This window comes from Salipiger sp. ABF4_146, from assembly GCF_056161345.1.
In genome coordinates this window covers 159,991-181,079 of sequence record NZ_JBSWYX010000004.1, presented here as the reverse complement: position 1 = coordinate 181,079, position 21,089 = coordinate 159,991, and the positions used below count along the sequence as shown (strand labels likewise).

The 21,089-nt window shown below is 66.9% G+C and carries 22 protein-coding genes and 1 tRNA gene; 7 read left to right on the top strand and 16 right to left on the bottom strand.

All coding sequences use genetic code 11. The annotated features are described in order from the left end of the window. Nucleotides 1-5: 5 nt before the first annotated feature. On the top strand, nucleotides 6-431 hold the full coding sequence (locus ACXAJT_RS07925) for a tellurite resistance TerB family protein (protein WP_475234391.1): 426 nt from the start codon (nucleotides 6-8) through the stop codon (nucleotides 429-431). 380 nt (nucleotides 432-811) lie between these two features. On the opposite strand, the gene dacB is transcribed toward ACXAJT_RS07925, so the two are convergent. Further along, nucleotides 812-2,425 carry a D-alanyl-D-alanine carboxypeptidase/D-alanyl-D-alanine endopeptidase gene (gene dacB / locus ACXAJT_RS07920; protein WP_475234390.1) on the bottom strand — a complete coding sequence of 538 codons (1,614 nt, stop codon included), beginning with the start codon at nucleotides 2,423-2,425 and terminating at the stop codon, nucleotides 812-814. Nucleotides 2,426-2,483: 58 nt separating this feature from the next. Beyond that, nucleotides 2,484-3,107, bottom strand: coding sequence for a nicotinate-nucleotide adenylyltransferase (locus ACXAJT_RS07915; protein WP_475234389.1), 624 nt, complete (start codon nucleotides 3,105-3,107; stop codon nucleotides 2,484-2,486). 183 nt (nucleotides 3,108-3,290) lie between these two features. On the opposite strand from ACXAJT_RS07915, the gene ettA reads away from it, so the two are divergent. Further along, a complete protein-coding gene (gene ettA, locus ACXAJT_RS07910; protein WP_066104557.1) occupies nucleotides 3,291-4,946 on the top strand; it encodes an energy-dependent translational throttle protein EttA in 1,656 nt (551 codons plus the stop codon). Nucleotides 4,947-5,217: 271 nt separating this feature from the next. Here the strand turns inward: ettA and ACXAJT_RS07905 are convergent, their stop codons facing one another. Continuing rightward, nucleotides 5,218-5,694 carry a DUF2938 domain-containing protein gene (locus tag ACXAJT_RS07905; protein WP_475234388.1) on the bottom strand — a complete coding sequence of 159 codons (477 nt, stop codon included), beginning with the start codon at nucleotides 5,692-5,694 and terminating at the stop codon, nucleotides 5,218-5,220. Between the two features lie 337 nt (nucleotides 5,695-6,031). Here ACXAJT_RS07905 and ACXAJT_RS07900 point away from each other — a divergent pair, with 337 nt between their 5' ends. Further along, a complete protein-coding gene (locus ACXAJT_RS07900) occupies nucleotides 6,032-6,238 on the top strand; it encodes a cold-shock protein (RefSeq protein WP_475234387.1) in 207 nt (68 codons plus the stop codon). Nucleotides 6,239-6,338: 100 nt separating this feature from the next. On the opposite strand, the gene ACXAJT_RS07895 is transcribed toward ACXAJT_RS07900, so the two are convergent. From ACXAJT_RS07895 to ACXAJT_RS07860, 8 genes are all read right to left on the bottom strand, one after another. Further along, the gene (locus tag ACXAJT_RS07895) at nucleotides 6,339-6,521 is read right to left on the bottom strand and encodes a hypothetical protein (RefSeq protein WP_475234386.1); all 183 of its coding nucleotides are present in this window, start codon (nucleotides 6,519-6,521) and stop codon (nucleotides 6,339-6,341) included. 84 nt (nucleotides 6,522-6,605) lie between these two features. Continuing rightward, nucleotides 6,606-7,211, bottom strand: a complete 606-nt coding sequence (locus tag ACXAJT_RS07890; RefSeq protein ID WP_475234385.1) for a CDP-alcohol phosphatidyltransferase family protein — start codon at nucleotides 7,209-7,211, stop codon at nucleotides 6,606-6,608. Between the two features lie 44 nt (nucleotides 7,212-7,255). Continuing rightward, entirely contained in the window at nucleotides 7,256-7,954 is a 699-nt protein-coding gene (locus tag ACXAJT_RS07885) for a glycosyltransferase family 2 protein (protein WP_475234383.1), read from the bottom strand. Continuing rightward, nucleotides 7,951-8,535 (bottom strand): DedA family protein, encoded by a 585-nt coding sequence (locus ACXAJT_RS07880; protein ID WP_475234382.1) that lies wholly within the window; start codon nucleotides 8,533-8,535, stop codon nucleotides 7,951-7,953. The genes ACXAJT_RS07885 and ACXAJT_RS07880 overlap by 4 nt, the downstream gene beginning before the upstream one ends. Before the next feature lie 4 nt (nucleotides 8,536-8,539). Continuing rightward, entirely contained in the window at nucleotides 8,540-9,673 is a 1,134-nt protein-coding gene (locus ACXAJT_RS07875) for a ceramide glucosyltransferase (protein ID WP_475234381.1), read from the bottom strand. After that, nucleotides 9,673-10,518 (bottom strand): UDP-2,3-diacylglucosamine diphosphatase, encoded by an 846-nt coding sequence (locus ACXAJT_RS07870; RefSeq protein WP_475234380.1) that lies wholly within the window; start codon nucleotides 10,516-10,518, stop codon nucleotides 9,673-9,675. Before ACXAJT_RS07870 ends, ACXAJT_RS07875 begins: the two co-directional genes overlap by 1 nt. 484 nt (nucleotides 10,519-11,002) lie before the next feature. Further along, nucleotides 11,003-11,078: transfer RNA gene (locus tag ACXAJT_RS07865), tRNA-Trp, on the bottom strand. A 125-nt stretch (nucleotides 11,079-11,203) separates the two neighbouring features. Beyond that, nucleotides 11,204-11,395, bottom strand: coding sequence for a hypothetical protein (locus ACXAJT_RS07860; protein WP_475234379.1), 192 nt, complete (start codon nucleotides 11,393-11,395; stop codon nucleotides 11,204-11,206). Between the two features lie 217 nt (nucleotides 11,396-11,612). On the opposite strand from ACXAJT_RS07860, the gene ACXAJT_RS07855 reads away from it, so the two are divergent. Both ACXAJT_RS07855 and ACXAJT_RS07850 read left to right on the top strand, forming a co-directional pair. After that, the gene (locus tag ACXAJT_RS07855; protein ID WP_475234378.1) at nucleotides 11,613-12,230 is read left to right on the top strand and encodes an alpha/beta hydrolase; all 618 of its coding nucleotides are present in this window, start codon (nucleotides 11,613-11,615) and stop codon (nucleotides 12,228-12,230) included. Nucleotides 12,231-12,296: 66 nt separating this feature from the next. After that, nucleotides 12,297-12,740, top strand: a complete 444-nt coding sequence (locus ACXAJT_RS07850) for a PPC domain-containing DNA-binding protein (protein ID WP_475234377.1) — start codon at nucleotides 12,297-12,299, stop codon at nucleotides 12,738-12,740. Between the two features lie 89 nt (nucleotides 12,741-12,829). Here the strand turns inward: ACXAJT_RS07850 and ACXAJT_RS07845 are convergent, their stop codons facing one another. Continuing rightward, entirely contained in the window at nucleotides 12,830-13,600 is a 771-nt protein-coding gene (locus ACXAJT_RS07845) for a sulfite exporter TauE/SafE family protein (protein ID WP_475234376.1), read from the bottom strand. A gap of 145 nt (nucleotides 13,601-13,745) precedes the next feature. On the opposite strand from ACXAJT_RS07845, the gene ACXAJT_RS07840 reads away from it, so the two are divergent. Then, nucleotides 13,746-15,434 (top strand): acyl-CoA dehydrogenase family protein, encoded by a 1,689-nt coding sequence (locus ACXAJT_RS07840; protein WP_475234375.1) that lies wholly within the window; start codon nucleotides 13,746-13,748, stop codon nucleotides 15,432-15,434. Between the two features lie 198 nt (nucleotides 15,435-15,632). Further along, nucleotides 15,633-15,974 (top strand): carboxymuconolactone decarboxylase family protein, encoded by a 342-nt coding sequence (locus tag ACXAJT_RS07835; RefSeq protein ID WP_475234374.1) that lies wholly within the window; start codon nucleotides 15,633-15,635, stop codon nucleotides 15,972-15,974. A 176-nt stretch (nucleotides 15,975-16,150) separates the two neighbouring features. On the opposite strand, the gene pheT is transcribed toward ACXAJT_RS07835, so the two are convergent. The 4 genes from pheT to ACXAJT_RS07815 all read right to left on the bottom strand — a co-directional run bounded on the left by pheT (nucleotide 16,151) and on the right by ACXAJT_RS07815 (nucleotide 20,963). Beyond that, nucleotides 16,151-18,547 (bottom strand): phenylalanine--tRNA ligase subunit beta, encoded by a 2,397-nt coding sequence (gene pheT, locus ACXAJT_RS07830; RefSeq protein ID WP_475234373.1) that lies wholly within the window; start codon nucleotides 18,545-18,547, stop codon nucleotides 16,151-16,153. Between the two features lie 233 nt (nucleotides 18,548-18,780). Next, the gene (locus ACXAJT_RS07825) at nucleotides 18,781-19,386 is read right to left on the bottom strand and encodes a malonic semialdehyde reductase (RefSeq protein WP_475234372.1); all 606 of its coding nucleotides are present in this window, start codon (nucleotides 19,384-19,386) and stop codon (nucleotides 18,781-18,783) included. Between the two features lie 21 nt (nucleotides 19,387-19,407). Continuing rightward, a complete protein-coding gene (locus ACXAJT_RS07820; RefSeq protein WP_475234371.1) occupies nucleotides 19,408-20,766 on the bottom strand; it encodes an amidase in 1,359 nt (452 codons plus the stop codon). Beyond that, a complete protein-coding gene (locus ACXAJT_RS07815) occupies nucleotides 20,763-20,963 on the bottom strand; it encodes a hypothetical protein (protein ID WP_475234370.1) in 201 nt (66 codons plus the stop codon). The genes ACXAJT_RS07820 and ACXAJT_RS07815 overlap by 4 nt, the downstream gene beginning before the upstream one ends. Between the last annotated feature and the right edge of the window lie 126 nt (nucleotides 20,964-21,089).

The following is a 21,089-nucleotide window of genomic DNA, read 5'->3' as shown; positions in this document are numbered from 1 at the left end:
TTCCAGTGTCTGACGCCGCCCCGCACCCGATGACCCCGCAAGACTGTCTGGTCGCCCTGATGATCGCAGTGTCGGCCTCGGATGAGAACATGCGTACCGCCGAACTGGTGAAGATCGAATCTTCGGTCAACATGCTGCCGATCTTCAGCGACTACGACATCGACCGGATGCGCGTCGTTACCGAATTGGTGTTCGACCTGTTCGAGCAGGAAGACGGGCTTGATGCGCTGTTCGGGCTTCTGCGCGACAACCTGCCCGAGCGCCTGAACGAGACCGCCTATGCGCTCGCCTGTGACGTCGCCGCTGCCGATGGCACGCTGCGCGAGGCGGAACTGCGGCTGCTCGAGGAAATCCGCTACGAACTCGACATAGACCGGCTTCACGCCGCCGCCATCGAGCGCGGCGCGCGGGCCCGGCACCTGCACGGCTGAGCGATCAGAGGCATCACTGCCGCCCCGCAGATAGCGGGACAAAGGCGCGGGCACCGCGATCGGCGGAAACTTCCCAACTTCGGTCGCGCCGCCGCGCTGCAGCGTGACGAAACGCGCATTTTAGAATATGATGAAAGCGTGCGCATTTTCGCACGCAATCCACCACTCATTCTTTCCGAGTCTTTTCCGTTTCCACTGCATTTCGAAGGAAGACAGCCCAATGTCACGCCACCACGTGACCCGTCATCGGTTCACCCTGTTCGCCGCCCTGCTGCTTTGCTTGCTGCCGATCCTCGGCGTGCTGGCCCTCTGAGGCCGCGCTGACCATCATGCAGCCAGTAGAGATGCGGCCCCACTCCCGCAGCGCCGGTCCACCCGTTTCAGGGCGTGGCGCCTTGCGGCGCGGCGACAGTACCGGATGAGGTTTGCGTGGTCGGCGTGACATCCGGGGCCGCGCTGGCCACATCCGCCTGCGGCTCGGGACCCTTGCCTTCGGGGAAGAGCACGGCCCAACGTTCGATCAGATCCTGCTGCAGCGCTTTGGCCCGACGGTTCCATGAGCGCATGCCCGGCGGGCGCTCGCGCTCGGCCACCGGGATCGCGTCGCGCCGCGGAACATCGCCGCAGAAGATCGCAAAAACCACCTGTTCGCCGCTTGGCATGTCGACAAACCCGCCAAGGCCACTGACGAAGTTCAGCGTGCCGGTCTTGGCATGCACTTTCAGCGGATGGTCCTGCACCGGCCGCCCCCGCCCGTCGAGCATGGTGACCGGCTTCAGCAGCGGCTTCAGGTCCAGCCGCCGTTCGGCCTGCAACAGCGCAGAGGCCACATCCGCCGCCGCGACACGGCTGCTGCCGCCAAGCCCCGAATGGTCGGTCATCGCGATACGGGTCAGCCCCAGTTCCTCGCGCGCCCAGTCATTCATCGCCTCGGCCGAGTGCACGATCGATTCGGCCTGCCCCAGCCGCTTGCGCGTGGCGGTCATGCCGACTAGTTCGGCGGTGAGGTTGGTGGAGTACTTCAGCATCTCCTTGAGGATCACATGCAGCGGCTCGCTCTCGCGGCGCGCCACCAGGTCCAGCGTCTCGACACCATGTTCGATCACCGGCTCGGGCAGTTGCAGCCCCTGCGCGCCGGCCAGCGCCTGAAACACCTCACCGGCGTAAAGCTCGGGCTTGCGCACCGGCAGCCAGCGCGAGCCGCCATTGCCAAGCGCATGCCCGGCCACGCTCCACTCGTCGCGGCCGTTCTGATCGGCGTAGGTGTAGATCGGACCATTGCGGTCCGAGACCTCCATATGCGCCATGCGTACCGATTTCCGCCCGGAGAACGAAGGCGCGTCCATGCTGACGTCATAGCCGTTGCCGGCCCGCTCCCATTCGAAACTCACCCGGTTGTAGTTAAGGCTGATCCCCGAAACCGCCGGATTGTAGCTCACATGAACCGGCTGCTCGGTGTCGATTTGCGGCTCGTTGGGGAGCGCCCCGCCATCGACGATGAAACGCCCGCTCACCTTCTTGATGCCGATCTCGGCAAGGCTGCGCGCCATTTCGGCCAGACCGTCGGTGTCCAGCGTCGGATCGCCGCCGCCGACCAGCACCAGATCGCCCTTCACTTCGCCGCCGACGATCGCGCCGGTGGTCCAAAGCTCGGTGGCGAAACGGTAGTCGGGCCCCAGCGTATCCAGCGCATAGGAGGCGGTCAGCGATTTCGCCACGCTCGCGGGCGGCAAGCCCAGCGTGCCCTGATGGCTTTCCAGCAGCTTGCCCGTGGCGGCGCTCAGCACCGCGTAGCCGACCAGCCCCTCGCCAAGATTGGCCTTGGCGATCAGCTGCTCGGGCGTGTCGAGCGTGCGCAGAGCAACATTGTCGCCGCGCCCCACGGGCCGCAGAGACCGTTCGACCGCGCCGGCAAATGCCGGAGCCGCCGCGGCGGAAACGCCGGTTGCCGCAAGGAAAGACAGAAAGTGACGACGTGAAGGACCGCGGTTCATGCCGTCGATCTAACCGAAGCGCGCGCGGCGCAGCAAGCGTCCTGCGCGCGTGAATACTTCACATTTGCGCCGGTTCGGCGCGCGCCCGCGCACGGATCGCGGTTGAACTGAGGTTGGACATCGGCAAATTCACGAAACACCAGCGCGGCGGAGAGGCAAGTGGCAGCACCGCCGCAGCCCGGCTCGGCAGACGGGCATGGCGGAACACCGTGGCCGCCACCGACTCGCGCGCGGCAAGCCGACTTCCCGGGCGTGCCAGCACCCCGACAGGCACCCGCCGCATGATGCCGCGCCAGTCTTCCCAGCGGTGCAGCTGCGCCAGATTGTCGGCGCCCATCAGCCAAGTAAAGCGCACCCCCGGATGCCGCGCTTGCAGCAGCGCCAGCGTGCGGGCCGTGTGCCTTGTGCCGGCCAGCGCCTCAAACCCGCTGACCATGACACGCGGATGCTGGATCAACGCGCGGGCCGCCGCGATCCGCGCCTCCAGCGGTGCCGGACCCTGCGGCTTGAGCGGGTTGCCGGGGCTGACCAGCCAGATGACCCGATCGAGCCGGAACCTCTTCAACGCCTCCAGCGTGATGCGCACATGCCCATCGTGCGGCGGGTCGAACGAGCCGCCGAGCAATCCGATCCTCTGCCCGGCCCGCAAGTAAAAGCCGGTTTCATGCGCATCCCAGAGCATTGCGTCCCTTCCTTTTGGAATGAATGCCCAAAGACACCGGATTGCGCACAGGGATCAACCGCATTTTTCACGCCCGCAGTGCCCAAAGCCCGCCGAGCGGGCCGGATCGCGGGAAACAAGGCATTTGCTTTCCCCCCGCTCGGTGCCATACACGCCCGCAAAGCTTTTTCACCGGAGGAACCGATGGCCAGCTATCAGTACGTCTACCACATGGACGGCGTCTCCAAGACCTATCCCGGCGGCAAGAAATGCTTCGAGAACATCCGTCTCAGCTTTCTGCCCGGCGTTAAAATCGGTGTCGTCGGCGTCAACGGCGCCGGTAAATCGACCCTGCTGCGCATCATGGCGGGCATCGACAAGGACTTCTCGGGCGAGGCTTGGGCCGCCGAGGGTGCCAAGGTCGGCTATCTGCCGCAGGAGCCCGAACTCGACGCCTCGCTCGACGTGCGCGGCAACGTCATGCTCGGCGTGGCCGAAAAGAAGGCCAAGCTCGACCGGTTCAACGAACTGGCGATGAACTACAGCGACGAGACCGCCGACGAAATGGCGCAGCTGCAGGACGAGATCGATTCGCAGAACCTGTGGGATCTCGACAGCCAGATCGACGTCGCCATGGAAGCGCTGCGCTGCCCGCCGGACGAGGCGGATGTGACCACGCTTTCGGGCGGTGAGAAGCGCCGCGTGGCGCTGTGCAAGCTGCTGCTCGAAGCGCCCGACATGCTGCTGCTCGACGAACCGACCAACCACCTCGACGCCGAGACCATCGCCTGGCTGCAGAACCACCTCATCGAGTACAAGGGCACAATCCTGTGCGTCACGCACGACCGTTACTTCCTCGATGACATCACCGGCTGGATCCTCGAGCTCGACCGCGGTCGCGGCGTCCCTTACGAGGGCAACTATTCCAGCTGGCTGGAACAGAAAGCCAAGCGCCTCGCGCAGGAAGCGCGCGAAGACAAGGCCAAGCAGAAGACCCTCGAGCGCGAGCTTGAGTGGATGCGTCAGGGCGCCAAGGCGCGTCAGGCCAAGTCGAAGGCCCGTATCGCCGCCTATGAAGAAATGGCAGGCCAGTCCGAGCGCGAGCGCGTCGGCCGCGCCCAGATCGTCATCCCCAACGGCCCGCGCCTTGGTGGCAAGGTAATCGAGGTCGAGGGCCTGAAGAAGGCCATGGGCGACAAGCTGCTGATCGAAAACCTCGACTTCTCGCTGCCGCCGGGCGGCATCGTCGGCGTGATCGGCCCGAACGGCGCCGGTAAATCGACGCTGTTCAAGATGCTCACCGGTCAGGAACAGCCCGACGAGGGCACCGTCACCTACGGCGACACGGTCAAGCTGTCCTATGTCGACCAGTCGCGCGACGATCTCGATCCCGACGCCAACGTCTGGGAAGCGATCTCGGGCGGTGCGGAAATCATCCAGCTGGGCGACGCGCAGATCAACAGCCGCGCCTATTGCGGTGCGTTCAACTTCAAGGGCGGCGACCAGCAGAAGAAGGTTGGCCTGCTCTCGGGGGGTGAACGCAACCGCGTGCACATGGCGCGCCTGCTGAAAGAGGGCGGCAACGTCCTGCTGCTCGACGAACCGACCAACGATCTGGACGTGGAAACCCTCCGCGCCCTCGAAGACGCGCTTGTCGATTTCGCCGGCTGCGCCGTGGTGATCTCGCACGACCGTTTCTTCCTCGACCGTATCTGTACGCACATCCTCGCCTTCGAAGGCGAAGCGCATGTGGAGTGGTTCGAGGGCAACTTCGAGGACTACGAGGAAGACAAGAAGCGCCGCCTCGGTGCCGATGCGCTGGAACCGACGCGGGTGAAGTTCAAGAAATTCGCCCGCTGAGCGACCGTCCGCCCAGCATTTTAGAGAATGAAGATGACCCCGCGTACACATCCGTGCGCGGGGTCTTTCGTTCCGGCGCATGGATCATTACGTGGCCCGTCGCGGAAGATGCGGCGAAGCGCCCGGCCTTCCGCGCAAACACACGCATAGACCTCAAGAGTTCAGAATGAGCACGCAGTCAGCACAGAAATCCCGCCAGTCGGCGCCGAAGCAACCGGAACCCGAGCCAGAACCCGCGTTCCGCTTTACCGATTGGGCGATGATCTGACGCTCAGGTGGCGACCAGCGCCACCACATACATCCCCAGACCGAACACGGTATGGGCGATCAGACCCAGCGCCCGCCCCTTCCAAGGGGTGGGCGTTTTCGACAGGGCCCATCCCAGCCCCATACCGGGCTGCAGCAGGAACCAGCCTGCGGCGATTGTGACCAGCGCAAAGGCCCAAAGCGGCGCCCATGTCGGGGCCGCCAACCAGTCCGTCCCGGCGAGCAGCACGAAGATCGCGCCGTAGATGGCGCCGACGGCATAGTGGAAGGTCCAGCCGATGGCGGCTTCGCCCGGCACCGGCGCGGCGGCAGTGATGTCATCATGAAACACCTTGCCGCGCGCCACATGCGCCACCCAGCGGCCCGGGTTGCCCCACGCCGGGCGCGGGTAGCCCAGCACGAGGTGCAGGCACAGCGCCCAGAGGTCCATGGCCACGGTGCCGCCAAGCCCCATGGCGATCCCGATCAAGAGTTGCTGCATCGACGGTCTCCCTGTTTCGCCTAGAGGTGCCGCAAGGGCAGCCGGGCCGCAAGCCCCACCGCCTGTGCGCGGCGATAGCGGGTCCAAGGAGGCCGCCGCGCGGCGCAAAGCACCGACGGGCTGGCCACGATTGTCGTGCCCGGCCACGCCCTTGCCCCCATTCCAAAGCCCGCGAATCCCCTTGAAATGAGGGTTTTCTCATGCCAACCTCGAGGTCGCTTAGGCTTCTATTCGACGACCCAGTTCCGACCCGGCACGCAGTCTATCGATACAGACGTTTCTACGCCGGGCTGCCGCAGTTCCGTGGGCAGCACAAGACAGGAAAGGGGTTTATCCCATGGCAACTGGCACCGTGAAGTGGTTCAACACCACCAAAGGCTACGGCTTCATCGCACCTGATGGCGGCTCCAAGGACGTGTTCGTGCACATCTCCGCAGTCGAGCGTTCGGGCCTCACCGGCCTCGCCGACAACCAGAAGGTCACCTACGACCTTCAGGCCGGTCGTGACGGCCGTGAAAGCGCCGTGAACATCCAGCTCGCCTGAGCACCGGATTTCGCAGGGGGACCTCCCCCGCACAGGAAAGGGGCGGCCCGGTCGGGACCGCCCCTTTTCGTATCTGCTCTCGCGTGGTGTCGCCCACCGTTCAGAAGCGGCGATTGACCTCGCGCAGTGCCCGCTCGGCAAGCCGCAGCTTCTGGCTGTGCCCGCGCTTCACCGGGCGGCGGCGGATCGGGCGGTTGCTGCGGTGTCCGCCAGACGCATAACTCTTGGCGGCGCGGCGAATGATGTTTGCAAAGGACATGTCTTCCTCCGGGATCTGGTCCATTGCCCCTCCGGGGCTCACAGACCTAACCCTGACAGGCCCGCTGCAGTTCCCCCCATCATGCCCCCTGCGCAGAAACCCGCCAGATCAGCGGAACAGCCGCCAGCCCGCCAATATCCGCGTCGCGGTGGTGATCGCGCAGGCCGCGGCGAAGACACAGGCCAGCGGCGCGAAGGCGCCGGGCCAGACGCAGATGGCGGCCAGAAACAGGATGGTCTCTGCCCCTTCGGTCAGCCCACCTAAGTAGTAGATGCCCTTCGAAGGATACTCCGCCGCCGTCATGCCGCGCCGTTCGGCGATCAGCGAGAAGGCAAGAAAAGACGATCCCGTGCCGATGAAGCTGGCGATCACCAAGGCCGCTGCCAGCGCGTTGGCCTCGGGGTTCGCCAGAGCAAAGCCCAGCGGAAACAGCGCGTAAAACAGGAAATCGAGCGCGATATCAAGAAACGCCCCCCGATCGCTCGGCCCAGCCATCCGCGCGACCTCTCCATCCAGCCCGTCGGCCAGCCGGTTGGCCGCCAGCCCCGCCAGCGCCACCCCGGGTGAGCCAAGCGCCGCTGCCGCCACACCCCCGAGCCCCAAGCCGAAGCCCGCCAGCGTGATCCAATCAGCCTTCACGCCCGCGGCGTGCAGCTTACGGGCGACGGGATGCAGCAGGCGGCGCTGCAGGGGAAGCAGGAAGGCATCGATCATCGGCGCAGTCTTGGGCCGCCTTGGCGGCACGTTCAAGAGCTGTCTCAGACCCGCCGTGCGCGCAGCGCCAGCACCTGCCGCAACGTCTCGGTCGGCGGCACGGTGCGGAAGATATCGCCCAGCATCGCGGCGTCGGCGCGCACCCCGGCAATCCAGCCGCCGCGCTTGTCGTGCTTGTAGGGGCTTTCCACTTCGGGCCAGCGCACCACCGCGACGCTCAGCCCCGCCTCGATCCACAGCCGGTTCATGAACACCTCCAGCCCGAAGCGCGGCAGCGTCTCCAGCGCCGCTATCTGCGAGGCCAGAACCGCACGCGGCATCACCCGCTCGCCCGAGATATAGTCGATGCCGATCATCCGCCACAGCAGTGGCGCGTTGCGGCGCAGGCTGATCGCGGCGCCCGCCTGACCCTGAAGCACCGGCGAAGCCAGCGCCGAGAGATGCTCCGGGCCAAGCCCCAGAAGGTCACTGTCGAGCAAAAGCACATGCTCCCCGCGCGCCTCGGTGATGCCACGGGCGACAGCGCGCGTCTTGCCGCCGTTGCGCGGCTGGCGCAGCACCCGCAACTTGTCACGCCCCTGCCCGGCGGTCTCGGCCGCCTCGGCGGTGCCATCGGCCGAGCCGTCGTCCACGACCACCACCTCGCCGATCAGCGGATGGTCCAGCACCGCTTGCAGCACGCCGCCGATGCGCGGGGCCTCATTGTAGGCAGGGATGATGCAGCTCAGCGCGATCTCGGTCATTTCTTCGCTCCCACCTTCAAGCCACGGCGCAGCCCCCAGCCCACCGCGAACAGAACCAGCCCGCCCAGCAGCACCAGCGAGGCGCGGGCGATCCAGTTGTCGATCTGGCTGTAGGCCGACCCCAGCGTGTAGCCGAGTGCGACGAAGAACAGGCTCTTGGGAATGGTCGCCAGCGTGTTCACCCAGAAAAAGCGCCACAGCGACATGCCCGCCATGCCCGCGGCCACGAGGATCGGCGCCCCGGCGCTATGGGTGATCTTGCCGATCACCAGCGTGCGCCCGCCCTTGTGGTGGAAATGCCCCGCCAGCGCCGCCAGACGCGCCCGGTTCAGCCCCATCTTCATCAGCCAGCGCTGCGGCAGCCGGGTCAGCCCCCAGCGCCCGATGCCGTAGTAGAGCACGTCGCCAACCACGTCGGCGACGATCACCACCAGCGTCACGCTCCAGATGTCGAGCAGACCGCGGCTGGCCAGCCACGCGGCGATCACCGTGACGATCGGCCCTTCGAGCATGGCGATGGGGGCGAGGATCGCCAGCCCCTCCTTGGCGATGAGGGCGGTTACCGTTTCCAGTCCGATCAAGGTCTTACTCCGCAGGCCCCGCAGCCGAGGAGGATGTGCCGCCGGGCGCCATGTCCGTTCCGCGCCAGGATATCCCGCGCCCGGCCCATGTGGCCACCCAGATTGCCGGAAGCAAGAGGTCGCGCACCACCATGGCCGCAACATCCCGCCCGCCAGCAGGCCAGCCCGCCAGTTTGCACAGGGCCCATTCCGCACCGTACCACACGATCAAAAGGAGCGGCAGCGCCCACAGCGGCGCCGCTCCGATCAGCATCAACCCGGCCAGCCCGAGCAGCGGCAGCAGCGGCCCCTGCGCGATCTCGCCAATGAACACCCCCGGGAAGCCATCGCGCCGCACCCGCGACCAGCGCAGTTGCCGGTCCCAGACCGTGCGCGCCGCCCGGCTGCCGATGGGCTGCGAGAAAAGCCGCCGCGCCAGTCGCACCTTCAGCCCCTGCGCCCGCACCAGCTTGGTCGAGGCCACGTCTTCAGCAAGGTTGCGCCCCAGCGCCTCGAGCCCGCCGCCCGCCTCCAGCACCTGCCGCTTCCAGAACAGTGTCTTGCCCTGCGCGAAGCCCAGACCAAGGCTGTCCGCCGCCAGTTGCCAGCGGCCTTGCGAGCTGTTGAGAAAAGCGCACTCCACCGCGCCCCAGAAATTCCCCGGTCGGCTGCCCGCCGGCGGCGCAGAGACCAGCCCGGTGTCATCGCGCCATGTGGCCACGAGCCGGGACAGGTAATCGCGATCGAGCAGCAGATTGCTGTCGGTCATCACCAGCCCGTCGCTGCGCGCCGCGGCGACACCTTTGACGAGGTTGTTGAGCTTTGGGTTGCCGGTCGGCCGGGTATCCCCGATCAGCAGCTTCGCGGGCACCTGCGGATTGTCGGCGATCAGTTGCCGCACCAGCGGAACGGCGGCGTCTTCCTCGCGCGCAGCACAAAAGATCACCTCATAGGCCGGATAGTCCTGCGCGAAGGACGAGGCCAGCGTCTCGCGGTCGAAGGCATCCACGCCGCACACCGGGCGGATCAGCGACAGGAATGGCCGCGCCCCCGGCGCCGCGTCCTCTGCCGGAGAGACATAGCGCCAGCCCGCCAGCGCGATGCTGAGCAGGTGGATCGCCAGCGGCAGCAAGATCAATAGCAGCAGAACCATCCCCATCACATCGCCCCTTCTGCCAAAGCGCCGCCCTCGGGCTTGGCCGCCTCGCCGGGCCGCACCGGCACAGGCCGCGCCGCCGCCGCAGGCATCGGGGCCCGCTCGTAGTTGACCAGCCGTAGCCGCCCGTCGAAATCCTCGACCAGCGCGGTCAGACTGTCGACCCAATCGCCGCAGTTGGCGTAGGTGATGCCGCTGCGCAGCCGCACGCCGGGCTTGTGCGAATGGCCGCAGATCACCCCCCGTGCGCCCGCCGCCTCGGCCAGCCGGGTGAGTTTGCGCTCGAACCCGTCCCCCATGGCCAGCATCCCGTTGGCCCAGCCAAAGACCCGGTCGACAAAGCTCTGCTCCCATTCGGTCAGCCCTGCGCGGCGTCGCAGGTAGGCGTCGAGCTGGCGCAGCGAGGCGTCGATCCGGCTGCCAAGCCGCGTCATGAAGTGCCACCGCAGGATACGCGGATCACATTGGTCGCCATGCAGAACAAGAAACCGCCGTCCATCCACCGAATGGTGGATCACCGCCTCGCGCAGCTCCCAGCCCTCGATCACCGACCCCGGCGCGCGCATCGTGGCGTCATGATTGCCCGGCAGATACACCACCCGCGTGCCGGCCTTCGCCCGCGCCCGCAGTTCCGACATGATCTCGTCATGCGCCGCCGTCCAGTGCAGCCGCCCGCCGTGCCAGAGGTCGAAAATGTCGCCGACAAGGTAGATGGTCTCAGCCTCGACGCCGCGCAGAAACGCGAGGATCGGCTCTGCCCGGCAGGCGCGCGCTCCGAGGTGCAGGTCAGAGATGAACAGGCTGCGGTACGGGGTGCGGGCATCTGTGCCTGCGGAATAGGTCGGCATCCGGGCATGTTCCTTCACTGTTCGCCCGCCTTATGGCGAATCGATGTATCGCCAATGTGACGACACGCGGGAGGCAACGCGCGAGGACCCGATCCTGTTCCCCACGCTACGCGAACTCTTCCGTGATTTCCGGGGCTTGGGCCTGCAAAACACAGACGCGCCGACGCGCGTGTCACGGCGGAGAGGCAAGCTGTCTGGCCCATGGGACTCTGTGCTGCGCACAATCACATCGAAATCTCGGCAATCAAATCATCGGCGGGCTTAATCGAAAAATGTCCTTGCCTGACCCTAAGACAGTTTCAGCCGACACAGAAACATGTTTTTCCCGCTGAGGTTGCGACGGCAAAAACCAGACCCGCCCCGCCCGGGCCAATGTGCCGCGCAAACGCCGCACAGCAAACGCAGAGCAGCGGCGCCTCACTGCGTGTCAGATCGATCTATCTGGAAATGATTTGCACCAACGACGCGCGGTGGCGGTGGTGCGTGGCAGGGGCAGCAGGGTTCGAACCCGCGACCTACGGTTTTGGAGACCGTCGCTCTACCAGCTGAGCTATACCCCTACTGTGTTGCGCTCTCTAGAAGGTTCTGCGGGCAGGGTCAACCGGATATCTTGGGAAATCCGGCTTCCGTCGCGCCGCCCCGATAGAGCGCCGAAACCCGCACCCCAAAGCCAGCCCCGGCCCGGCTATTTTCCGTCTGCCGGAGGCTCGTAGGCCAGCAGCAGCTTGTAGGCGCAGACCGCGCCGAGCCCGAGAAAGACCACTGCCCAACCCGGCCCGCCGATGGCGATCTCCAGAACGCCCCAGCCAAAGCAGATCGCGGTGATCACCACGCGCCGCCAGAGCGGACGAAAGAACGGGTGTGAGAAATCGAACATGCCTCTGCGACGCCGGATAGACCGGCCCTCCTGCTGTTATCCCCCTCTCCTAGCAGCCTGCAGGCGCGCAGGCACCCCGCAAACCACCCGCACGCGCACCCCTGTGCTCTGCAGTCCCGAACAGGCCCCGCGCGGCGGCGCGCAGGCACGCGGGGCGACAGCGGCGCCCGCACCGCCTATCCTCTCACAGCGCCCTCCCCAATCGCGGAAGACCCATATGACCGCCACCGACTTCGTCCACGTCCTGCACCGCCCCGACACCCCCGATGGCAGCACGCTTCTGCTGCTGCACGGCACCGGCGGCAATGAGACCGATCTCCTGCCGCTCGGCCAGATGCTGGCGCCGCGCGCCACTCTGCTGGGGGTGCGCGGCCGCGCAACCGACGAAGGCGCGCCGCGCTGGTTCCGCCGGCTCGACATGGCCCGTTTCGATCAGGACCAGATCCGCAGCGAGGCGCAGGCCTTCGCCACCTTCCTGCCACGCACCCTCGCCGCCAATGACTTGGACGCGTCTCACCTCACAGTGCTGGGCTATTCCAACGGCGCCAATTTTGCCGCCGCGCTGCTGGCCCTGCACCCCGACCTGCTGCGCCGCGCCATTCTGCTGCGCCCCATGCTCGTGCTGCAAGACACGCCCACCCCCGACCTCTCTGGCCACGAGGTGCTGACCATCGCTGGGCAGAGCGACCCCTATGGCCAATACGCCCCTGCGCTCAATGCGTGGCTGGAGAGCACCTGCGCCAGCCTCGACGCGCGCACCCTGCCCATGGGACACGGTCTGGCGCAGGCGGATGTCGCCGCGGCGACCGAATGGCTGGCGGAACGAGCAAACTGACGCCGAAGCGCGACAGATCAAACGATCCCCGTAGGAGATCGCCCTGCGCTGTGGCACTCTGAGCGCATGAGTCCCGAACCCCCGCAAACCGCTGATCTCAAAACCCTGTGGCCCGCCGCCGCGACGCGCTTTCTGGCGCTGCGCCTGCTGCCAGGCGATGACCTGCGCGCCACGCTGCAGCAGGCCTTCGAAGCTGAGCGCGAGCACGCGGGCTTTGTCGTTGCTTGCGTCGGCAGCCTCTCCGTGGTCGCCCTGCGTCCGGCCGGTCAGGACAGCGCGATGACCCTGTCGGTCACGCTCGAGATCGTTTCGCTGTCGGGCACCTTCTCTCAGGATGGCCCACATCTGCATATCGCGGTGTCCGACTCGCGTGGCCAGATGCTTGGCGGGCACCTGCTCGACGGCTCAATCGTGCGCACCACCGCCGAGGTGATCGTTGGGCTCGCCCCCGTACATTTCCGCCGCGCCACCGACCCGCGCACCGGCTACCCCGAGCTTTTCTTCGACTGAGCCGGGGTCTTCTTCTCTTTAAAAATACGCAAAAATATATGTCGGGCTGAATGCCCGCAGGGCAGAGGGGCGCCGCCCCTCACCGCCTCTCAGCCGAAGAACGCCCGCCGCAGCAGGTTCAGCGCCGCCACCAGCAGGACGATCAGCGTGATCCGCCGGAACATCGCCTGATCGATACGGTCGTGCACGCGGCGTCCCAGCCACATGCCCGCCATGGCCGGCACCAGCAGCACCGCCGAGAACGGCGCGGTCTGCGCGTTGAACACCCCCGACAGCGTGTGCGCCGCCGTCAGCGACACGGCGCCCAGCCCGTAAGCCACACCTTGCACCCGGATCTGATCGCGCTTTTCGGTACCAATCGCCGTCAGATAAGCCACGAAAGGCGGCCCCCAGACCCCGGACATGCCGCCGATGAATCCGGCCACCGCGCCAACGGTGGCCTCGATCCGCGGCGTCTTTCCGTTGCGCAGGTTGGGGCGGCAGCCGGCAAGCTGCATCAGGCAAAACACCGCCACCGGACCGCCGATCATCGCCAGCAGGACAGACGCGGGCAGCACACGCACCAACTGCGCCGACAGCGCCAGCATCACGAAGGCGACGATCAGGAAGACCTTGAAGCTCTTCACCGTGTCCCACGCCGCGCGCGGCCCTTCGCCGAAGGCCTGCAGCACATTGGTCGCCAGCGTCGGCAGTATCAGCCCGGCCAAAGCCAGTTCAGGCCCCACGACCGACCCCAGCCCCGAGATCATGATCATCGGCATGGCGAAGCCGACCATACCCTTCACCACCCCGGCGAGTGCTGCGACAGCGAAGGCCAGGGCAAGGGTCTGCGGCGAAACGAGAGAGAAGAGCGCATCCATAAGTGGCTCATATCACGGGCGCATCGCCGCAACAGCCCCGTTTCTCAGGGTAACATTAAATCCCCAAATGATCTCTCAAAGCATTTTTGTTGCGCTGCGACTGCAAAATCGCTATCCCCTCATTGGCAGCAGGAGGAGATGATTCATGGCGCATGATGGACAGGGTGGCACGCTGGAAGAGGGCACGATGCTGGACGATCTTCTGGGGCTGACCGGCGCCGCGCTCGCCCCGGTGGAGCAGATCTTCGAACAGGCGCGCGAGACCCTGCGCGCCGTGACCCAAGAAGATGGCCGTGTCTCCGGCCGCCTGATCGAGGCCAACCAATTCGCCGCCCATGGTCTCGCGTGGCTCGCCACCTACGCCGAGTCGCTGCGCCAGATGCACGGCTGGGCCGAACGGATGGCCGCCGAGGGCACCTTTGGCGAGGTCGAACAGCTGCTGCTGCAGATCGCCTTCGGCGAATACCTCAGCCAGATCGCCGGCGGCATCCAGATGAATCAGGGCGAGATGGTGCGCCTCACCGACCTTGGCCTGCCCGCCACTGCCGCCGCGCCGCTGACAACCGGCGCCGCCGGAACGCTCGCCGCGCAAGGCAACACGCAGGCCGCCCGCAGCCGCCTCGTCGCGCTGATGCAAGAGCGCGCTGCCGAGATCACAGTCGGTCGCACCGGCCTCGACGACGAGCTGGAGATGATCCGCGAGCAATTCCGCCGCTACGCGGTGGAAAAGGTCGAACCGCACGCGCACGACTGGCACCTCAAGGACGACTACATTCCCATGGAGGTGATCGAGGAGCTGGCCGAGATGGGCGTCTTCGGCCTCACCATCCCCGAGGAATACGGCGGCTTCGGCCTGTCCAAAGCGTCGATGTGCGTGGTCTCCGAGGAGCTTTCGCGCGGCTATATCGGCGTCGGTTCCCTCGGCACCCGCTCCGAGATCGCCGCCGAACTGATCATCGCCGGTGGCACCGAAGAACAAAAGGCCAAATGGCTGCCCCGTATCGCCAGCGGCGAGACGCTGCCCACCGCCGTCTTCACCGAGCCCAACACCGGCTCGGACCTCGGCTCGCTGCGCACCCGCGCGGTGAAAGACGACAGCGGCGATTACACGATCACCGGCAACAAGACATGGATCACCCACGCCGCCCGCGCCCATGTGATGACCCTGCTGGCCCGCACCGACCCCGGCACCGACAACTACAAGGGCCTGTCGATGTTCCTCGCCGAGAAGCAGCCGGGCGACGATGAAACCCCCTTCCCCACCCCCGGCATGACCGGCGGCGAGATCGAGGTGCTGGGCTATCGCGGCATGAAGGAATTCGAGTTGGGCTTCGACGGCTTCAAGGTGAAGGGCGAGAACCTGCTGGGCGGCGAAGAAGGCAAGGGTTTCAAGCAGCTGATGGAGACCTTCGAAAGTGCCCGCATCCAGACCGCGGCCCGCGCCATCGGCGTGGCGCAATCGGCGCTCGACGTCGGCATGCGCTACGCCGAAGAGCGCAAGCAATTCGGCAAGTCGCTGATCGCCTTCCCGCGCGTCTCGGGCAAGCTGGCGATGATGGCGGTGGAGATCATGATTGCGCGCCAGCTGACCTATTTCTCGGCGCGCGAGAAGGACGAGGGCATCCGCTGCGATCTCGAGGCGGGCATGGCCAAGCTCTTGGGCGCGCGCGTCGCCTGGGCCAATGCCGACAACGCGCTGCAGATCCACGGCGGCAATGGTTTCGCGCTGGAATACAGCATCAGCCGCATCCTGTGCGATGCCCGCATCCTCAACATCTTCGAAGGTGCCGCCGAGATTCAGGCGCAGGTGATCGCGCGCCGCCTGCTCGGCTGAGAATGTCGCGGTCTCTCCGGCGCAGGTGACCGCGCGGCTAAGCCCTCTCTATGGCCTCCACCGGCAAGGCCCCGCCCAGCGGGGCCTTTTTGCCCTGCGCATCGCGCAATCCGGCTAACCTCCCCTTGTCTGATCTGCATCAAGGTCGCGCCGCCGCCACCGTGGTCTGGAGAGGCGGACACATTCCAGGAGGTTGATATGTCCTACAAGGAACAACTCGCCGACAAGCGCCGCGAACTGCGTGAGCTGCGCAAGGCCATCCCCGATACGTTCGCCGGCTTCGTCGAGATGGAGAAAGCCGCCTCCGCCGAGGCCGCGCTGGACCACAAGCAAAAGGAATACGTGGCGCTTGGCATCGGCATCGCGATCCGCTGTGATTCTTGCATTCTGAGCCACGTCAACGCATTGGTCCGCCTCGGCGCGACCCGCGAAGAGATCGCCGATGTCTGCGGCATGGCGATCCAGATGGGCGGCGGTCCTGGCCTGATGTACGCCGCCAAGGCGCTGGCCGCCTACGACGAGTTCACCGCCGAGGGCTGAGCCCAAGTCAGCGCCGCGATCAGGCAGGCACGCTCCCGGGCCGCACCGATCTCAGAGCGCCGGCCCGCCCGATTGAGCGCGGGCGAAGCCTCACAAGGCCGCGTGTGCAAAGGCCCCGTATGCAAAGGCCCCGGCGGATCGCTCCGCCGGGGCCTTTGTCAGTCTCGGGATCGAGGTCAGCCGCGCAGCGTGCCGCCGGTGGCCTTCTCGACCTTGGCGACGATCTTGGCCGCCACTTCCTCGATGTCCTTTTCCTTCAGCGTCTTGTCGCTGGGCTGCAGACGCACAGTGACGGCGAGCGACTTCTTGCCCTCACCGAGGCTGCCGCCGATGAACTCGTCGAACACCCGCACGTCCTCGATCAGCGCCTTGTCGGCACCAGCCGCGGCGTTCACCAGATCGAGCGCCGCGACGCCCGCGTCCACCACGAAGGCGAAGTCGCGCTCGACCGCCTGCAGGTCGTTGAGCTTCAGCGCCGGGCGCGCGGCCCCGGTGTTGCGCGGCAGCGGGATGTCCTGCGGGTAGAGGGTGAAGGCCACCACGGGCCCCTTCACATCCAGCGCCTGCAGCACCTTGGGGTGCAACTCGCCAAAGACGCCCAGCACCTTCTTCGGGCCGAGGCAGAACTTGCCGTGACGGCCCGGATGCCACCATTCCTCGGCGCCGCGCAGGATCTGCATCTTGGCAGGCGCGCCCATGGCCGACAGAAGCGCCTCGGCATCGGCCTTGGCATCAAAGACATCAACCGGGCGCGAGGCACCGTGCACATCCTTGGGGCCGGTACGCCCGACGAGGATGCCCGACACCTGCGTCGCCTGCTCGCCCGGCTCGCCACCAGCGAAGGCCGGGCCGCATTCGAACAGCGCCATGTCGGCAAAGCCGCGCGCCTGATTGCGCGCCGCCGCCTGCAGCAGCCCCGGCAGCAGCGACGGCCGCATGTGGCTCATTTCCGAACTGATCGGGTTGGCCAGCTTCGTCGCATCGGTGCCGCCGCCGAACATCTCTGCCGCCGCCTGATCGATGAAGCTATAGGTCACGCACTCGTTGTAGCCGAGCTCTGCGGTGGTGCGGCGGGCGACCTGCTCGCGCTTCTGCATCGGCGACAGGATCGGCTTCGGAACACCCGGCTGCGTCCGGCGCATCGGCTGGCCCTGCAGCTTGGTCAGCGAGGCGACCCGGGCCACCTCTTCCACCAGATCGGCCTCGCCCATCACGTCGGGACGCCAGCTCGGCACGTTCGCCATATCGCCGTCAAAGGTGAAGCCAAGCGCGGTCAGCGTCGCGCGCTGCTCGTCTGCCGGGATCTCCATGCCGACAAGGCTGATCACCCGGTCGGTGTCGAGCTTGTAGGCGCGGCTGACGTCGGGCGTGGCGCCCGCGACGATCACCTCGGAGGCCTCACCGCCGGCGATCTCGAGGATCATCGCGGTGGCCGCCTCGATCCCCGGGGCCGCCGAGGCCGGGTCAATGCCGCGCTCAAAGCGGTAGCGGGCGTCGGAATTGATCTTCAGCGCGCGGCCCGTGTAAGCGGTGCGGACGGTCTCGAAATAGGCCGCCTCGAGGAAGACATCCACGGTCTCTTCGCTGACGCCCGTGGGCTCGCCGCCCATGACGCCGCCGAGGCTCTCGACCGTGTCCCCTGCCGAGATCACAACCATGCCCGGCTCGAGCGTGTAGGTCCGCTCGTCCAGCGCCTCCAGCGTCTCACCGCCCTTGGCGCGATGCACGCGCAAATCGCCCGACACCTTGCCCGCGTCGAAGACGTGCAGCGGGCGGTTGCGGTCGAAGGTGAAGAAGTTGGTCACATCGACAAGGAAGCTGATCGGGCGCAGGCCGATGGCCTTCAGCCGGTCCTGCAACCACTGCGGCGACGGGCCGTTCTTCACGCCGCGAATGACACGGCCGTAGAACACCGGGCAATCGTCCAGCGTGTCTTCGTCGATGGTGACGTTGATCGGCGAGGCGAAGCTGCCCGCGACCTTATGCTCCGGCAGCGCCTTCAGCGTGCCAAGGCCGCGCGCCGCGAGATCGCGGGCGATGCCGTGCACGCCAAGCGCGTCGGGGCGGTTGGGGGTGATGGCGATCTCGATCACCGGATCGACCTTGGCCGGATCATTGGCCGCGAGCCAGTCGGTGAATTTCTCGCCGACCTCGCCCGAGGGCAGCTCGATGATGCCGTCATGCTCTTCCGACAGTTCCATCTCGCGCTCGGAGCACATCATGCCGAAGCTCTCGATGCCGCGGATCTTGCCAACCTGGATGGTGGTGTCGATGCCGGGCACATAGGTGCCGGGCTTGGCCACGACGACGGTGATCCCCTCGCGCGCGTTGGGCGCGCCGCAGATGATCTGGCTCTCGCCCTCGTCGGTCATCACCGTGCAGACGCGCAGCTTGTCGGCGTCGGGGTGTTTCTCGGCCTTGAGCACCTTGCCGATGGTAAAGGCCGACAGGCGATCGGCAGGGTTCTCGACCCCTTCGACTTCCAGTCCCAGATCGGTCAGTGCCTCGGTGATTTCCTCCACCGTGGCGGAGGTGTCGAGGTGGTCTTTCAACCAGGAAAGCGTGAATTTCATCTCTCGGCCCGGCTTGGTTTCGCTTGGGTCCGGTCCTTAGCGGAATGAGGCGGGAGGGGAAAGGGGGTTGGCCGGTGCGCGCGGCGCGAAGGCGGCGCCTTTGGCCGCGCGCGGAAGGAAGGGGCGCTGCCCCTCTTGGCCTGCGGCCAATTCACCCCGGCGTATTTTTGAAGAGAAGAAGAGTGGCGGCTTTGGCCCGCGCAACGCCGCGCGGGCCAAAGTGAGCCTGCGGCTCAGACGATCTTGCAGGCGTCTTCCATCTTGAGGCGCGGCAGACGGTCGAAGACCTTCGACGGCTCGCCATAGCCGAGGTTGATCATGAAGTTGACCTTCCACGTGGTGCCGGCAAGGAACGCTTCCTCGACCGCCGCCGGATCGAAGCCGGACATCGGGCCGCAATCGAGCCCCAGCGCCCGCGCCGCCAGCATCAGGTAAGCGCCCTGCAGCGAGGAATTGCGGAAGGCGGTGTCGTTGATCATTTGCTCGGAGCCGGTGAACCACGGCTTGGCGTCGGCGTGCGGGAAAAGCTCGCCGAGTTTCTCATAGAACTCCATGTCGTGGCAGACGATCACCGTCACCGGGGCGGTCATGGTCTTGTCGCGGTTGCCGCTGGACAGCGTGGGCGAGAGCTTTTCCTTGGCCTCCTTGCTGCGCACGAAGACAAAGCGCGCCGGCGAGCAGTTCGCCGAGGTCGGGCCCATCTTGGTCAGGTCGTAAAGCGTCTCGAGAATGTCCTCGGGGATGTCCCTGTCCTGCCACGCGTTCTGCGAACGCGCTTCGAGAAACAGCGTGTCGAGGGCTGCGGCGTCGAGCGCGCCGGGGAGTGCGATATCTTTCATCAGTTTATGCCTTTCCAGCGGTCATGCGGGTTCGGCCACCGCGCCGGCCATCGGCGGGCGGGCGACCTCGAAGGTTTCAGCAAGGTCGGCGATCAGATCCTCGGAGCCGCGCGGCCCCATGATCTGCACGCAGAGCGGGCCGTCGTCGGTCCATGCCACGGGCAGCGACAGCACCGGCAGACCGAGGATCGAGCCCGGGCGGGTAAAGCCGGTCATGCCCGAGATCATTCGCGCGATCTCGGCGCCCTGCGCGTGCACCAATGCCTCGGCCTGCGGCGCCACATCGGCGAGCCCGGGCAGCACGATCAGATCGGCGGCGCCGAAGATCTCGGCCTCGGTGCGGGCCATGGCAATTTCGCGGATCTGCCGGGCGCGCAGGTAGGCCTGCGCCGGGATGCCCGCCGCCTGCGCCAGACGCGCGCGCACCTGTGTGCCATAGGTTTGAGGCACGTCGCGTAGCCGGTCGGCGTGCACGGTGGCCGCCTCGGCGATGGCGATGACGTTGGCAGGCTCGGTCAGGTCGGAAAAGAACCCCATGTCGAGCGACACGGTGTCATGCCCCTGCGCCGACAGCGCGGCGCGCAGCTCGGCCATCGCGGCGCGCATCCGGTCAGAGATGCCTGCGACGAAGCTGCCGCGATCGAAGCCGATGCGCAGGCTGCCGGGGGTTTGGGCGGTGGCGCGTGTGCGCCCGCCCGAGACCACCGACAGCACGCGCCGGGCACAGTCGACGCTGGCGGCGAGCGGACCCACGGTATCCTGCGTCCAGCTCAGCGGCATGGCGCCGGTCAGCGGCACCACGCCGAGGCCGGGCTTGAAGCCGACAACACCGTTGCAGGCGGCTGGCACACGGATCGAGCCACCGGTGTCGGAGCCGAGCGCCGCCGGCACCAGCCCCATGCCCACCGCAACGCCCGAGCCGCTGGACGAGCCGCCCGGCACACCGCCGGGCACAGCCGGGTTCTGCGGCATGCCATGATGATGGTTCTGCCCGGTGGGGCCCATGGCGAACTCAGACATCTGCAGACGCCCGAAATCCACCGCCCCCGCGGCGTCGAGCCGGTCGAGCACCGCCGCCGTGCCCTGCGCGGTCTTGCGCGCCGAGGGGTGGCCACCGCAGCCGACGGTCGAGCCGGCGCGGTCGAACATATCCTTGTGCGCCATCGGCACCCCCTGCAGCGGGCCAAGCGGGGTGCCTTCGCGGCGGGCCCGGTCGGCCGCGCGGGCCTGCTGATAGGCGCGTTCCCATTCGAGGCGCTGGAACGGCGAGAGCGTGCCCTGCGCGGAGATCCGTGCCTGCAGGTCCTCGAGCAGCGCGACCGAGGTGGTCTCGCCGCGTTCGAGGCGGCTCAGAAGCTCGGAGATTGTTACCAGCGTCATGCCCCGCCCTCCGCAAAAGGATCGGTTGCCGCCAGCGTGCCGCACCGCCCCACAGGGCGCAGCGTGCCGTTGCCCGGCGGGTCCAGCAGCGGGTTGGCAAAGATGCCGCTTTCGACCCGGGCGCGCTGGTCGTGGGCGATGGCAAGCTCGTCTTCCGAGGGCGGGCGGCCCAGCAGGGCGGTCAGCTCCTGTTCCATGTCAGTGGTCCTTTCCCAGCCGTCAGGGTGCGGCTGCTCTTGCGGGTGTGCTGAGGGCGGGCAGAGGCGAAGGCCAGAGAGATACCGGAAATCTCCAGCGTGGCGTGGGAACTGCCAACGGCGCGG